Origin of the sequence: Wolbachia endosymbiont of Wuchereria bancrofti, from assembly GCF_002204235.2 — a bacterium.
Lineage (GTDB): Bacteria > Pseudomonadota > Alphaproteobacteria > Rickettsiales > Anaplasmataceae > Wolbachia.
The window spans coordinates 1-16,006 of the sequence record NZ_NJBR02000096.1; the positions used below are offsets into that span (position 1 = coordinate 1).

Sequence of the window (16,006 nt, forward strand, 5' to 3'; positions counted from 1 at the left end):
GAGAGCTTCCTATGTAATAAGAAATTTCACCTGTGCTTATATATAGTAGGAACTATAGCGTGTATTGCTACCTTGTGTTCATCTTTATATTTTCTGTATCTGTGCTCCCAAGAGCTTGCACTAGCTTCAGTAGCAACAATAGCTTCTGGTGGAGTTGCATGTCTGTCTTTTAAAGCACTTAGCGAGATATACGACTCGAATGACGTGAGCACTCTAATGGAGGATATTAGTGCTAAGGGTGCTGCAAAAATAGTAGCACCTGGTACCTATATATGAAGAAAGAAAATTACTTGTAGGCAATTACATAGAAATTTACTCTCTCAAGTTAAGAAATTATACTTATACGATGACAGAAAAGAAGTACAATAAGATTTTAATAGCAAACAGAGGGGAAATCGCCTGCAGGATTATCAAAACTGCTCATAGAATGGGTATATCTTGTGTATGCGTGTACTCAGATGCAGATATAAATTCTGTGCATGTAAGGCAAGCAGATGAGTCAAAGTATATCGGTCCTTCGCCTTCTTGCCTTAGTTACTTAAATATTGAAAAAATATGTGAAGTAGCAGTTGAAACAGGTGTACAAGCTGTGCATCCAGGTTACGGGTTTTTAGCAGAAAATCCAGATTTTCCATATGCTCTACAAAAATACAATATAGATTTCATTGGGCCAAGTGCAGAAACAATAGAAGTTACAGCTAACAAAATAACAGCAAAAGAAGCCGCAAGAAAGGCTGGGGTCAATATAGTACCAGGATATATGGGCAAGATTAACGATGCTGCCCATGCAGCTCAAGTTGCGGAAGAGATTGGTTTTCCCGTTATGCTAAAGGCAGCTTCGGGTGGTGGTGGCAAAGGTATGCGAATTGTAAATTCCAAAAAGGAAATTGAACTAGCATTCACATCAGCAGCAAACGAAGCGGAGAAGAGTTTTAAGGATGGTAGTATCTTTATAGAGAAATATATAGAGCTACCAAGGCACATCGAAATACAAATCATAGCAGATAAATATGGCAATGTAGTGTGTCTTGGAGAGAGGGAGTGCTCAGTACAAAGGAATAATCAGAAAATAATAGAAGAAACGCCAAGTCCATTCATCAGCGAGAAAGTAAGACAAGAGATGTATGCCCAATGTGTTTCCCTGGCAGAGCAAGCTGGCTATTTTTCAGCAGGTACTATTGAGTTTGTTGTGGATAAAGACCAAAATTTCTATTTTCTTGAGGTAAACACGAGATTGCAAGTTGAGCATCCAGTAACAGAATTTGTAACTGGAATAGATATAGTAGAAGAAATGATACGAACTTCCTGTGGAGAGAAATTAAGGTTCGGTCAAGATGATATTAGACTCACAGGTTCCGCAATAGAAAGTAGAACTTGTGCTGAAGACCCATCGAAAAGGTTTTTCCCTTCTAGCGGAAGAATAAAATACTACGATAAACCAAATGAAAATGATCATGTGAGAGTAGACGACGGAGTCGCTGCAGGTTCAGAAATTAGCATGTTTTATGACTCGATGATTGCAAAAGTAATAACATATGGAAAAGATAGAATAGAAGCAATCAGCAGAATGCAAAAAGCATTGTCTGAATGTTATATAGGAGGGGTAACAAATAATATAGAATTTCTAGAATCCATTTTCCACCATCCAAATTTCGTTGCAGCAAAGCTCCATACAAGATTCACCCCAGACCACTACCCCAGTGGGTTTCATGGTGATTTTGTTACGGAAGAATATATTAAAATATTTATTTTCGCTGGGTTATATGTTCATTTAGAAAATAAAGAAAAATATTACGATAAGCCAATCGATGAAGTGTTCGTAGCTAGAATAAATGACAACGAACATCTTGTAAATGCGAAGTACCAAGATAATATTTTAACGACAATATATAATCATAACACGTATTCTGTAAGTGGTAAGTGGAAATCAAGTTATAGGTTGCTATGTATTACAATTAATGATGATACTAATGTAACATTTAAAGTAGAAAAACAAGGCAGCAAATACTTCATAAGGCATGCCGGAATGCAAGCTGAGTGCTATATATTTAAACCTCATGTGGCTGAATTAAGTAAGTTAATGTTAAATAACGAAGCAGAAAAAGCCTCAGTAGATGCCGTAAAATCTCCAATATCCGGTTTATTAGTTAAATTACACGTAAACGTAGGAGATCAGGTAGAAATAGGACAACCTTTATTTGTTGTGGAAGCAATGAAAATGGAAAATATCATATGTGCTGAAGCAGAAATGGTGATAAAAAACATTCTCGTTCAAGAAGGAAAAAATGTACAGATTGGTGATGTAGTGTTAGTTTTGCTTTCTTAAATAACACAGGAAACATAAACCTGATCCAAATAAGATAAATGAGAACATTTGGTGAGATATAGCAATAGTTATTGGTATATGCAACAACAAAGTGACCACTCCTAAAATTATCTGGATGATGACGGAGAGTAGCATAGTATACACCGGTTTTACACTGGCATTTTTTATTGTGAGTACTGTTGTCAGGGCCAAGATTAGCAATGCTAGTGTTCGGTGTATAAATTGTACTGTTGCTCTGTTTTCAAAGATATTTAGCCATGTAGGCTGTAAGAAAAATAAATCTTTCGGGATAATGTGTCCACCCATTAGTGGAAAGGTATTGTAAATTAAACCAGCATTTAACCCTGCAACAAATGCCCCAAAAATTATCTGTACTACAATCAGGACCAGAATTATTCCCACGTAGTATAAAGTGTTACCACTAATCTTAAGTTTAGTTTGTTTTTGCCTAATTTGATAATTAAAAAATTGATATGACAATAATGCAAAAATAACCAATGCTAATAGCAAGTGAAGTGTGAGCATATAGTGGCTCACATGCGGCTTAGCTACCAAACCGCTTTTAACCATATACCAACCAGTAAAAGCTTGCAAGACTCCAAATGATAGTGCTATAGATAACCTTATTACTACCTTTTTAGATATCCTTTTTTTTAGTGTAAAATATATAAATGGCAGAATGAAAATCAATCCCGTTAGCCTTGCAACCAATCTATGTACATACTCTATTAAGTATAGAGTACGAAACTCCTCCATGCTCATACCATAGTTAAATGCTTTATATTCAGGTGTAGTCTCATATTTCGATTTTTCTTGTAGCCAGCCTCGTTCGTTAAGTGGTGGAAATGTTCCAGTAATTGGGTTCCACTCTGTAATAGATAGCCCTGCTTTTGAGAGTCTGGTAAATCCACCAATCCCCACCATGAGGACTATCATGATAGAGCAGAGAAATAGCCAAATAGCTACGAATTTTGATTGTTTTTGTTCCATAAACCATGCTGAATTTTGTTCCATTGCTGAGGGCAAGTAATAAACTCCCACAGGGCGAGAAAAGATGTAACACTATGCAGCAGGTTATAGACAGGAGAAAATACCAATGCTACATAAAAGTGAAAAGGCATCTTTTGCTGCTTGATCGCTATTGTCGAAAAAATCAGATTAGTAATGTATACCACTGCAAAGTAGTACAAAAATAATTTACTTAAAATTTGAGTTAATATCAATGAAAGCAATAAAAAAGGAGTAGTGAAAAACATAAAAGCTGTAGAGCCAATAAAAAGATTCAATAGTAAAATTCCTTTAAGTCCAGTATATTTATAAAGTGACTTCATATTTTTTAAATGAATAATATAAGTTTGCATGTAGCATTTGATCCAGCGTGCTCACTTCTTAATCCAAGAAAACATAGTAGTTGGTGATTCTTCTAATGTTTTCAAATCAATAATTTTAGTTTTATATCCCATTTGTGCAAGTCTCAAAACTATTCATCATCTTCAGTAATGTTATAAGCATCCCAAAAAAGTACTTTCCCTAAAATCTCTACTGAAAAAATGGTTACTGCTACCACCCAAAGGTACCTGTATGTTCATTTTTTGGAATCCAGGCAATAAGTACTGGAACCAACTCATATATTTCAAGGAAAAGGATTTTGTCAGAAAATTGTGATTGTGATTATAGTAATTTAGTTTTGCCTGCACACAGGATAACTCATCGTTACCCCGGTCAAATTCAATCAGTATTTTTTTTAACTATAATGGATCTAACTTGTCATCTACATCATACATTACTACATACTTTCCCCTTAGAGGCTCATAGCATAATTGCATGACCTGGCCTTTGTTTAGGTAAAAAAAGAGGTACCTTTATTACTTCAAAATATTGTGGTAAAGTATGTTTTTTATAGCTGTAAGCATTTCCTGATTATTACTTTCTATAAGAAACTTTGCGTCTAATTTCAATCTTGAGTAATCTAAACTTTCGATACTTTCAATCAATTATTCTATTATTGCACTTTCTTCAAAAGTAGGCAATAAAATAGTATATATAGGAAAATCTTCTCCGTTCATCTTATCATAACTCATTTTTCGGTTGTAGGTTTCACATAAGCTAAAAACTGTAGTTATAAATTTGAACAAATAATTAGAACATCCAACTATAAATATCAACGTCAAAGCAAAATATGTATATTTCTCTGCTAGTATTAAAATTGAAGTTGCAACAAGGAAAGAAGCAAAAAATACTGAGCTTAGTTTAATGTTCTTGACTAAAAAGTTATGGTTTTTATATTATAAATAATTGCTCGCAAATTTTGGAATACCAAAGTGCGAGTTAAGAAAATTTAAAACTTGTTCGCCACTAGCTTTTATTAATACATAGCCATCATCGTAGCTAGTCTTGATCCAATGGCTGATATCTCAACTTGCGTATTCAACCATAAAAAAAGTAGTGTTGCTTAATTTTTGCAGGGTGCTATATTAAATTTATAGTAAAAGAGTCTTTCTTGCCCCTTACATAAATTGACACGAACTTATTTTTTTCTATGTTACTAGCTTGAAGTATAGGTAGTTCCTACATTAAACCTAATGCAGTTTTTTATTTAGGTTGCGCGAGAACGAAGATATAACCTCACTACTGCGCTTATCATCCTTATGTTCTTGCATTATTTTCTTTACAGCATCAGCAGCTATATTTGCTGTGTTAGCTTGCAAATCTCCAATGGCTTTTTCAACTTGGTCAGTAACTTTCTCCAAGTAAGAACGGGCATTGTCATCTAATGTCTGATTCAGCTGCTTTCTATTATGCTTAATTATACTATCAGCCTTATCAAATGCTTCATTCATCATTTTATTAACTTCCTCATCTAATTTTTTGTATTTTTCAGAAGATTTCTTGTAATACTCCAACATATCTCTTCTGAATTTTTCAATCTCTTCATTTGTAAGTTTGCTCTTGTTGCGCTTGTCGTTAAGAGCATTTTTTATCACTTCCTTTAATAACTTATACGAAAAGACAAAGCCTACAAAAAAAGCAAGACCAACAATTAGTGACGTAGACATAAAAACTCCTAAAATTCTTTAGACACCAAATTAGCAACAAATTCCTCTTTAATTTCAGAATTAGTCAACTTATTGTAATAAATCAAGGCAATATTAGTAGTCATTTGCTTTAACTCATCAGTATACTCAGACTTAAACTTTGCAACTCCTTCTTCAATGAACTTACTTATTTTTTTGTCTTCCTCTTCTAATATATTCTTCACGTTAGCCTTCATCTTTTCTACCTGGATTAGTGCATCATCTATAACTCTTTTTACCTGTATCTCAGCTTGACTTAAAGCTGCATTATATTTAACAGTCTGATTTTCTATGAGCCTTAGAAGATGAATAGAACTATTAAAAGAATCCAATACCCTTTTACTTCTAGTATTTATTATTCCATCTAACTTTGGCAGAAATAAATAATGTACTACAAAAAACAGTAAAGAAAAAAAAATTAAAAACCAAAAAACTTGAGAAAAGAAAGTTGAAACATCAAGCTGTGGCATGTGTCAAGCAACGAACATCAATAACATTGCAAGAACAAACGCAAGCAACCCCGTAAATTCAACCATACCAGCACCAACATAAACGTAAATTTTCATTTTACCTTCCGATTCAGGGTTTCTTGCAAGCCCACTTAGCATAGTAGAAAATATATTTGCTATACCAAGACCTGCCCCAAGTATGCCAAGTACGCTTAAACCAATCGCTATAAACTTTAAAGCTACTAAATCCATATATCACCTTTAACTATTTCTTTAATGTATTAATTATAAAATATTCTAGAGAAAAGTCAATTACTTTACTGCATCCGATAAATATATACACGTTAATATAGTAAATATATAAGCTTGTAGAATTGCAACAAACACTTCAAATCCTATTAGTGCAATTATAAACAAAAACGGTATAGGGGTTAGAATCAAATGCATATTCATAATGAACCCTGCTACTACTTTGATAATTGTATGACCTGCAATCATGTTTGCAGCAAGCCTTATTGATAAGCTTATAGGCCTTGCCAGGTAAGCAAATAGCTTAATAAAAACCATCATGGGTGCAAGCCATGATGGGATACCTTCCGGCAACAGTATGCGTAAAAAATTTATTCCCCTTTCTTTGAATCCAACAACTGTTGTATAAGTAAAAACTATCATTGATAGGGCAAAAGTAACTATCACATGACTTGTAACTGTAAAACTATAAGGAAGCATACCAACCAAATTACACGACAAAGTAAAAGTAAATACTGTGAATACCAACGGAATGTGCTTTAGGCCTTTGCTTCCAGTGTTACTTTCTATTATGGAAGTAACAAAATCATATACGTACTCAACCGCAGCTTGCAAATAGCCTGGTATTACTGCCCCTTTCCTTACCCCCAAGAGCAAGAAAAGTATAACCGATACTACTGAAATCATCATAAAAAGGGATGAGTTGGTAAAATTTATGTCATGCCCAAATAATTTAGGTAATTCTACTATTGTATGTATTTTAAACTGTTCTAGCGGATTTAACACCATTTTTGATCCTATAGACTTAGACTATAATAGTAAATAAAGTACTAATTTTATAGGATGAAGTCAAGAGTTAAGATAGTACAGGACCATATAATACTAGACTTCTTGCAAACCATATAGTTTTTGCCTGGCCATCATTTAGGTAGCTCGAAAAACTACTTGACAAACCTCGCAGCTCCATAGCACTGAAGGTATTTAGTTATCTTCAATCTGTGCAGATTAAATGACAAATTATCACGTAGTTGGTGTCTTGTATTTAATTTTTTACACTATATGTACCTCATGTCTTCACAACCTTTCTAAGGTTTTTACCCATATAAGCTGAAATGCGCTTATAAAGCATTTAAGACAGTATAAAACGCCAATTTGCAGGATTAGAGAGTAAACACTATCTACCACGGGATATCTTTTGCCTTTTTTCCCCACTTAGTAAACTCCTTAAATATTTATAGCTAAAGCAATTTTAAGAGTAGCAGCGCTACAAAAACGCCAATATTTAAAATAATAACTATTTGTCTTTTTTTCTAGGTTATGTAAGAAGCCTATTAGTGATTAGTAAAATGTGTACTAGAGCGCTGATTGCAGTTGTGCTGTATTTTAAAATTGTTAAATAATTTTACTAAATTATTTAATAACTTTAATTTACATGTTATCTTAGTTATAATTTAATTTTTTAGTAAGATATATCATGAATAAAACAAACTTTATTAATATTAATCAATCTTTAAATTTAGAACAGGAATTTGATAATTGACACATCAAGCTAACGGATGGTTCCTTTAACAAATATATTGGCTATTCCAAAGTGGAAAGTGAAATACTAGTGAAAGCCATGACACAATAGAAAATTTAACTATTGATGGTTACATCTACAATTTCCATGAAGACAATCATAATATAAATCTTGAGTACTATATGGGTATAGATTTAAAAAGTGACATAAACAAAATTCCTTCTCTTTGAAAAGATACATAATCACATATGTAAACTTCTCTATTGTTTCTTGCAATAGAGAAGTCATTTACTACAACAAACTTTAAAAGCACTATATTTTATATTACAATAACTTTTTTGTCTCTCTAAAGATTCATGAGATTTACATTATCTTGGTTACTAGAGCACTTAGAAACGAATGCTAGTTTAGAAGAAATCACTGATAAGTTAACTCATATAGGGTTAGAAGTAAAAGATGTGGCTGACAATACCAAATTAGCTGGATTCATTGTTGCGAAAGTATTGGAAGTCACACCTCATCCAAATGTTGATAAGTTAAAGCTGTGTAAAGTAGATAATGGAAGTAAAATTCTACAAATAGTCTGTGGGGCAAATAACGTTAGAGAAGGCTTGAAGACTGTACTTGCATCTCTTGGCAGCACATTGCCAGAAAGTAATTTCACAATTAAGCCCACAAAAATACGAGGGGTGCTAAGTGAAGGAATGCTCTGCTCTGCTTCTGAGCTTATGCTGGCTCAAGAGAAAAGTAAAGGAATAATTGAACTCTCTGATGATTATAAAGTGGGGGATAAATTTTTCAATTGTGATCCTGTAATCGATATAAATGTCACCACAAATCGTGGAGATTGCTTGAGTGTGCATGGAATAGCTCGAGACTTGGCAGCAACTGGAATTGGAACATTAAATTCCTTAACTTATTCTAGCGCCACTCCAGCTCATGATACTGGAATCCAAGATAGATCCCAGTCTGGAATGACAAGGAGCTCTTCTATAAATGTTAAGGTCATCGACGGTGAGAGCTTTATTAGTGGAGTATACATTTCCAATGTGAGAAATAAAGAGAGCCCAAGATGGTTAAAAGATAGGCTGGAATCAGTAGGAATGCGTTCCATTTCTGCAATAGTTGATATTACCAACTATATTATGATGTCCTTTGGTCGCCCGATGCATGTGTATGATGCGAAAAAAATAGAAGGGAAACTCATAGTACGCAAAGCAAACAATGGAGAAAAATTTACTGGTTTAAATGGTAAAGAGTACTTATTAAACAATGATATAAGCGTTATTTCTGATGATAAGAATATTCACTCAATTGCTGGAATTATAGGCGGTGAGTGCAGTAAATGTACACTTGAAACTACTGATATCTTTTTAGAATCTGCTTGGTTTGATCCTATCTCTGTTACTAAATCTTCAAGGCAACTCAATATTTCCACAGACTCAAGTTACAGATTTGCACGTTCAGTTGATCCTGGATTTATTCTTGATGGGCTCCATTTTGCAGCTCAGATGATTGTTGATTTGTGTAGTGGAAAAGCCTCAAACGTAGTGTTTGCTGGCAGTTTGGATGAGGCTGATACCAAGGTGAGTTTTGATTATCAAGATGTAAACAAGTTTGGAAGTGTGTCTGTATTGCCTGACGAGATGTTTGATATCTTAACAAAATTAGGGTTTAGTACTGATAAAAAAACTGAGAATAATTGGAATGTAAAAGTACCAAGCTGGAGATCGGATGTTACCATACCTGCTGACCTAGTTGAAGAGGTAGTAAGAATATATGGATATGATAAAATAAAAGAGGAGCCACTAATAGATAACGTTGAGGTAGAAATCAATACACACGACAACTTGCGTATTTTGATGATAAGCAGAGGATTTCATGAAGTATTCACTTGGTCGTTTATGAGTGAATCGATAGCTGAAAAATTTGGCTACTCAAATAAGTTACTTACTATCGACAATCCATTTAATAATAACTTCAATATAATGAGGCCAAGTATCATTCCAAATTTGTTGCAAGTTACTGCCGACAATATCGTCCATGGAATGTCTGATCTTGCAATTTTTGAGATTGGACCAGTTTACGATAGTCTCGACCAACCTAAGTATTTTTTAAGTGGAATAAGAACAGGCAATAATTTGCCGCGAAACCATTATAATACTGATAGGAAAATAGATGTTTTTGACGCAAAGGCTGATTTAATAGCAGCTTTGGAGCTTTTTAATGTTAGTTATGGAAATTTAACAATAGAAAGAGCAGAAAAAGAATATTACCACCCAGGAAAGTCAGGCACTCTCTCTTTCAAGAATAAAGCAACAGGTTGTTTTGGGGAGTTGCATCCTAATATATTAGACCTTTTTGACATCAAACAAAAAGTTGTAGGCTTTGAGATGATATTAGAAAATATGGGAAACTTACCTGTAAGCAGAAAAAAATTTATCGATTATAAGCATCAGAGCGTAAAGCGCGATTTTGCGTTTATTGTGAATAGGGATGTAGAAGTTGGTAAAATAATTAACATGGTAAAAAAAAGCTCAGAGCTCATTACGGAAGTTTTCGTATTTGACATATACCACGGAAATAACATGGAACCGAATAAAATGTCTATAGCATTGTCAGTTACTTTCTGTTCTCCGACTCACACCTTGATTGAAGAGGAAATTCAAAAAGAATCGAGTGCTATAGTCAACTTAGTGCATAAAAATACCGGAGGAATCTTGAGGTATACCTAATTCATACTTGACTAAAGAAGCTAACTATATTTTCCTTCACTTCCATACTATCTGTCATGTTATTTACTCTCACACGAAATTCAGATGAGTTCTTAAACCCGCTACTGTACCAGCCTATGTGTTTGCGGGCCATCTTTATTCCTGTATCATTTCCATAGTACTCAAGAATATTGTCATAATGCTCAAGTATGATGCTCAGTTTCTCTGAAGCTGTTGGCTCAGAAACTTCACTTCCACTTAAAAAGTTTATTGCTTGGTTAATCAGCCAAGGTCTACCATAAGCACCACGACCTATCATCACCCCATCTGCTCTGGATTCTTTGAGTGCATTTTGAATATCATTCAAACTTTTAATATCGCCGTTTACTATTACCGGGATCTTTACTTGCTCTTTAACATTTCTAATAAATTTCCAATCTGCTTGATCATTATAAAGCTGTGCTCTTGTTCTTCCATGCACAGTTATCATCTTTGCTCCAAGATCCTCTGCAATTTTTGCTAAACGTGGAGCATTACGGTTTTCATTGTTCCATCCGGTACGAATTTTCACCGTAACCGGCACGTTCACCGCCTTGACTACAGCTTCAATTATCTCAGCAGCCTTTTTTTCATTACGCATTAGCGCTGATCCTGCATAACCATTCACAACTTTTTTAACTGGGCAACCAAAATTTATATCTATGATTTTAGCTCCCATATCTTCATTTAATTTTGCAGCTTCTGCCATTATCTCTGGCTCGCACCCAGCAAGCTGCACAGCAGTTAATTCATCAACTTTTGCTTTTTGTATACTTTGGCGAGTTTGCATGATCATAGCTCTGCTTGCAATCATCTCTGAAACCAACAAACTTGCACCAAGTTTCTTCACAATACTTCTGAATGGGTAATCAGTAACTCCAGACATTGGAGCCAAGATTACCGGAGAATCAATCATCAAAATTCCTATTTGCAGGGGCATGGAGTTAACGGTAATTCCTCATTGTAAACCCATGGTGTACAAGCTTGAACATTTTGCTCTTTTAAAGTAATAGATGTTTGTGTACTTGGCGGAAGATCACATAACAATCCGTATTTTAAATGTTCCTTCCATTCTGTATCATTCATAAGTGCTTCTGCAAATTCTTTTCTTTTCTCTTTCAACTGCTTTGAATCAGGTTTGTATTTTGATAGCTCTGCATCAATTTCATCAAATGACTTATTTTCCTTAAACATTTGTGTAATCTTATGAGCATTTTCTAATGCAAATATTCCGCAGTTATAGCCATCATTTTGCTGCTTAATCGAGGAGCTTCTTATATCATCATTCCCAATTTCCAAGGCTGCTTCCAGTGCACTTACTATACTGTCGGTGTTTATTGGAATGTTAATTAGTTCATCTTTCCTTTTCTTACACGTTTGTGCTGTTTTTTGCACATCTTTGCTCATTTCTTTTCTTCCTTGCGTATTTAACGCACAAGCTTGCTTGTTAAGAGGAAGCATTAAACCATTTTTAATTTCGTTTGCATTTTCTATATTACTACGCTGACTACCAGAACGTGGTAGTTTAGCACTAAAAGAATCACAGTAATAGGCCCTAAATTGTCCATTGCCTGGATCATATGCAATAACTAATGTGGTCCAATGACGATTTCCTAAGTTCACCACTGAAGCGAACGTTACTTTTTGATCTTCCTGTTCTACCTTACTTTTGTATTCTATCAGCCTTTCATTCAAAGCTTCAAGATTGCCAGGAATACAGAAAAATACATCATCCGAAGAGCTTTCTGAATATCCATATTTAATTCTTGCAATGTGAGCAATATCATGCTGCTGTAGCCAGTAAGCATACTTACCTCCGTTTGTCTGATGTACAAGGGTTTGTAAATCTTCACTGAATTCTTTACTACCCAAACCACTATCTTTTGAAGCGATGGAAACAGAACTTCTACGACTATCGTCCCTTGAACCATGTTCACTATTAATACCACTATCCTCACTTAGAGTCTTTTGATCTTCTTGATTTGCTCCTCTTCCACTAATATAATCTCTCACTAAGTGGTATAAAGTTTCAATAACTTTGTATGCTACTGCAAGAGCTATACCGATCACAATCCAAACTATAGGACGAGAGTTTAGCATAGCAAGCGGTAAAATTAAGAGGGGAGATCCTATTGCTAATCCTAAACAGCTAATGGTAAACATAGCTGCCAGATGTATACCAAAAGCGTAAATAGCAAATCTTCCACTGGCCTTGAGCTTAATAAGGTAAGTGCTCTCTTCTATAGTGCCTGACATATTTATTCCATAAACGCAAGTTAACCAAATTTTAACAAATTCTGAGGGTAAAGTCAACCATGATGATCTTAGCATTTATTCATGTTATGTGTAAAAATATTGAGTATTAAAAGCTTTTAAAGTACAGTAACAATATCAGTAGTAGCGCAATGTATGCATGATATAGAATATATACGCCAAAATTCTGAAGAATTCGAAAAAGCAATGGAAAGTAGGGGAATGAAAGAGTTTTCTGCAGAAGAGATACTAAAAGTTGATCACAAGAAAAGGTTGTTGACCACTAAATTGCAAGATTTAAATAGGCAACGCAATGAAATCACAAAAAAAATAAAAGAGCTTAAAATGAGCAAGAGCCCTTGTGAGGAGCAAATAAAGTCATCAAAAAATATCACAAATGAGATAGAAGCAATCAGCTTAAAAGAGCAAATGGAAAAGGATAAATTAGTTAATATCTTATCTAATTTACCGAATATCCCTGTGCAGGGTGTACCAATAGGTGCAGGCGAGAACTCTAATTTAGAGGTGAGAAGATATCGAGAAAAAAGGCAATTTGATTTCGTGCCAAAGTCTCATTATGAACTCGGAGAAAGGTTGGGTTTAATGGATTTCGAGCAAGCAGCAAAAATCTCTGGATCAAGATTTGCAATATTAAAAGGGCAGCTAGCTAAGCTTGGACGAGCACTAACAAATTTTATGCTTGAAATGCATGTTAATGAATTTGGCTATACTGAGGTATATCACCCAGTCTTGGTAAAAAATGAGGCTATGTATAATGTTGGTCAGCTACCGAAATTTTCTGATGATTCATATCTAACTACCGATGAATTAAGATTAATCCCTACAGGTGAGGTGGTTTTAACAAATTCGGTTGCTGATAAAATAGTAGAAGAAAAGAAACTACCTATTCGTTTTACTGCATATTCAGAATGTTTTCGTAAAGAGGCTGGTAGTGCAGGACGAAGCACGAGAGGCATGATAAGGCAACACCAATTTGGTAAAGTAGAGTTGGTAAGTATCACAACTGAAGATCAATCAAATGACGAACTTGAGCGTATGACAGGTGTTGCTGAAGAGATATTAAAAAGATTAGAACTGCCATATAGAGTAATACTATTATGCAGCGGCGACATGGGCTTTGCTGCACAAAAGACTTACGATATAGAGGTGTGGTTACCTGAGCAAAATAGGTATAGAGAAATATCGAGCTGTTCAAATTGTGGTACCTTTCAGGCAAGGAGGATGAACGCTAAATACTCTTTAGAAGCTGATAAAAAGGTAAAAAAATATGTTCACACTTTAAATGGCTCGGCTTTAGCTATAGGAAGAACGATTATTGCCGTAATGGAAAATTATCAAAATCCTGATGGGTCGATTACAATACCAAATGTGTTGCAAAAATACATCAGTAATGGTACTGTTATAAGCAAATAATAGTCTTGAAGTACAAAAAGCGAGGAAATGGAGATGAAGGTTCTGGTTATAGGTTCTGGTGGACGTGAGCATGCTTTGCTTTGGACTTTAAAGAAGTCTCCTATCTTAACCGAATTATATATCACTCCTGGCCGCCCAGCTATGGGAAGTCTCGGAGTTCTTGTGAATATAAATATTCAAAATTCAATCGATGTGACACGATTTTGTAAGAGAGAAAATATAGAATTAGTTATTATTGGTCCAGAACAACCAATAATTGATGGGCTTGCTGACAACTTAGTTGCAGAGGGAATAAATGTTTTTGCTCCAAGTCAAGCAGCTGCAAAACTCGAAGCATCAAAATCCTTTACCAAGGGAATATGTAAGCAATACGGCATACCAACTGCCAAGTACGAGTGTTTTGTTGATGAGAGATTAGCTAAAAATTTTGTACGTAGCAATAAAATAAAATTTCCACTTGTAGTGAAAGCAAATGGAATTGCAGCAGGGAAAGGTGTAATAGTATGCAATACGGAAAATGAGGCTTTTTCAGCAATAGACTCAATGTTGGTGGAGAAAAAATTTGGTGAATCAGGTGAAGAAATAATCATAGAAGAATTTTTAGTTGGAGAGGAAGTAAGCTTCTTTGCTCTTGTTGATAGATTAAAAGTAGTAACTCTTGGATGTGCGAAAGATTATAAGAGGGTTGATGAGAATAATGACAGTCGAAATACTGGAGGTATGGGGTCATACTCGTCACCTTCAATTATAAGCAAGGATATGGAACAAAAAATTATCCAAAGAATAATATATCCTACAATTCAAGCATTAGCTAACATGGGAACCCCTTATCGAGGAGTGCTTTTTGCTGGTTTAATAACTTGCAAAGATAGTCCAAAACTTCTTGAGTACAATGTTAGATTTGGTGATCCTGAAGCACAATCCATGTTACCTAGGTTTGATGCAAGTTGTGACTTGTTGGAATTAATGTTGTCAGTTGCAAAAGGGAAGTTAAGTGCTAAAACGGTGGAGCTTAATAGCAAAGCTACAGTTTGTGTAGTTGTTGCAAGCAAAGGCTACCCAGGTGATTATCAAAAGGGAGAAATAATTAAAGGACTAGCTAAAATTGAAAGTATTCCTGGTATATTGGTGTTTCATGCTGGTACTAAGTTGGATGAAAGCGGCAATTGGGTTTCCGATGGCGGAAGAGTATTGAATATAGTAGGAGAAGGAAACACTTTAGAAGAAGCTAAAAGTAAAGTGTACTCTGCATTAAATTTTTTAGAATGGCCAGGAGGCTTCTTCAGGTACGACATTGGAAGTTAATATTAGCTGTGCTTAAGGATGTTATCCAAGTGACTTATAGAAATGCAAAAAACTACTTGATAAACTTTACCAGCTCTTTATTATGGCATTGAACCTAATTATTTATCTTCGTAATCTATACAGATTAATGGCAAAAAGTTTAGGGTATTTGGTATATTATGTTTAATTTTTTGCATTACACGTACCGTATGCCTTTATAAGACTTTTAGGGTTTTACTTATATAAGCTGAAGTATACTTAAAAAGCGTTAAGACAGCAAAAAATGTCAAATTAACAGAAAGAATTTAATATTAGTTACCCTGGGTTCTTCTTACCTTTTTTCCTGCTTAGTAAATTTCTTAATATTAAATTAGTTGCATAAAAACAGCCGAACCGCAGCTTTTAGAATAAAAAATACCTATATTTGAGTACATATAAATAACCAGCCACCTACAAGGGTTCTTTTGCTTTTTTTAGGTTGATTAAAATTCTAATCTACTTTGTTATGAGACTTTTTTGTTTAAGCAAGAGGTCTGGGTCTTTTTTCTAGTGTAAGCTATTTAGATGATACCAAAGAGGATTATAAAATGAGATACAAGTTGGTGAGGCAAGAAATTTGTCTTTAGACTCTCATCTTTTACTTTAGTTTCTTGGGTGAATCTTCT

Annotated in this window: 12 protein-coding genes and 1 pseudogene; 5 read left to right on the top strand and 8 right to left on the bottom strand. The window is 34.6% G+C overall.

From position 1 onward, the window contains the following. Both CCY16_RS05820 and CCY16_RS05015 read left to right on the top strand, forming a co-directional pair. Window positions 1-276, top strand: a pseudogene (locus tag CCY16_RS05820) (hypothetical protein); the annotation flags it as partial. Window positions 277-346: 70 nt separating this feature from the next. Continuing rightward, window positions 347-2,326 carry an ATP-binding protein gene (locus CCY16_RS05015; RefSeq protein ID WP_088415440.1) on the top strand — a complete coding sequence of 660 codons (1,980 nt, stop codon included), beginning with the start codon at window positions 347-349 and terminating at the stop codon, window positions 2,324-2,326. Here the strand turns inward: CCY16_RS05015 and CCY16_RS05020 are convergent. From CCY16_RS05020 to CCY16_RS05045, 6 genes are all read right to left on the bottom strand, one after another. Beyond that, window positions 2,309-3,340 (bottom strand): COX15/CtaA family protein, encoded by a 1,032-nt coding sequence (locus CCY16_RS05020; RefSeq protein ID WP_088415442.1) that lies wholly within the window; start codon window positions 3,338-3,340, stop codon window positions 2,309-2,311. The two genes, CCY16_RS05015 and CCY16_RS05020, sit on opposite strands and share 18 nt — an antisense overlap. After that, complete coding sequence (locus tag CCY16_RS06565) at window positions 3,289-3,657, bottom strand: hypothetical protein (RefSeq protein ID WP_245800818.1); 369 nt, start codon at window positions 3,655-3,657, stop codon at window positions 3,289-3,291. The genes CCY16_RS05020 and CCY16_RS06565 overlap by 52 nt, the downstream gene beginning before the upstream one ends. A gap of 1,248 nt (window positions 3,658-4,905) precedes the next feature. Beyond that, a complete protein-coding gene (locus tag CCY16_RS05030) occupies window positions 4,906-5,382 on the bottom strand; it encodes a hypothetical protein (protein WP_088415444.1) in 477 nt (158 codons plus the stop codon). An 8-nt stretch (window positions 5,383-5,390) separates the two neighbouring features. Beyond that, a complete protein-coding gene (locus CCY16_RS05035) occupies window positions 5,391-5,870 on the bottom strand; it encodes a F0F1 ATP synthase subunit B family protein (RefSeq protein ID WP_088415446.1) in 480 nt (159 codons plus the stop codon). A 3-nt stretch (window positions 5,871-5,873) separates the two neighbouring features. Next, a complete protein-coding gene (locus CCY16_RS05040) occupies window positions 5,874-6,101 on the bottom strand; it encodes a F0F1 ATP synthase subunit C (RefSeq protein ID WP_088415448.1) in 228 nt (75 codons plus the stop codon). Between the two features lie 60 nt (window positions 6,102-6,161). After that, window positions 6,162-6,887: a F0F1 ATP synthase subunit A gene (locus CCY16_RS05045; RefSeq protein ID WP_088415450.1), complete on the bottom strand. Its 726-nt coding sequence runs from the start codon at window positions 6,885-6,887 to the stop codon at window positions 6,162-6,164. A gap of 1,086 nt (window positions 6,888-7,973) precedes the next feature. Between CCY16_RS05045 and pheT the strand changes: the two genes are divergently transcribed. Further along, window positions 7,974-10,352, top strand: a complete 2,379-nt coding sequence (pheT, locus tag CCY16_RS05050) for a phenylalanine--tRNA ligase subunit beta (protein WP_088415452.1) — start codon at window positions 7,974-7,976, stop codon at window positions 10,350-10,352. Window position 10,353: 1 nt separating this feature from the next. On the opposite strand, the gene dusB is transcribed toward pheT, so the two are convergent. Together dusB and CCY16_RS05060 are read right to left on the bottom strand one after the other, a co-directional pair. Continuing rightward, window positions 10,354-11,310, bottom strand: a complete 957-nt coding sequence (gene dusB, locus CCY16_RS05055) for a tRNA dihydrouridine synthase DusB (RefSeq protein ID WP_088415454.1) — start codon at window positions 11,308-11,310, stop codon at window positions 10,354-10,356. Next, the gene (locus CCY16_RS05060) at window positions 11,295-12,626 is read right to left on the bottom strand and encodes a hypothetical protein (protein WP_088415456.1); all 1,332 of its coding nucleotides are present in this window, start codon (window positions 12,624-12,626) and stop codon (window positions 11,295-11,297) included. Before CCY16_RS05060 ends, dusB begins: the two co-directional genes overlap by 16 nt. Window positions 12,627-12,779: 153 nt before the next feature. Here CCY16_RS05060 and serS point away from each other — a divergent pair, with 153 nt between their 5' ends. Then, a complete protein-coding gene (gene serS, locus CCY16_RS05065) occupies window positions 12,780-14,057 on the top strand; it encodes a serine--tRNA ligase (RefSeq protein ID WP_088415458.1) in 1,278 nt (425 codons plus the stop codon). Window positions 14,058-14,090: 33 nt separating this feature from the next. After that, window positions 14,091-15,362: a phosphoribosylamine--glycine ligase gene (purD, locus tag CCY16_RS05070; RefSeq protein ID WP_088415460.1), complete on the top strand. Its 1,272-nt coding sequence runs from the start codon at window positions 14,091-14,093 to the stop codon at window positions 15,360-15,362. Window positions 15,363-16,006: the final 644 nt, after the last annotated feature.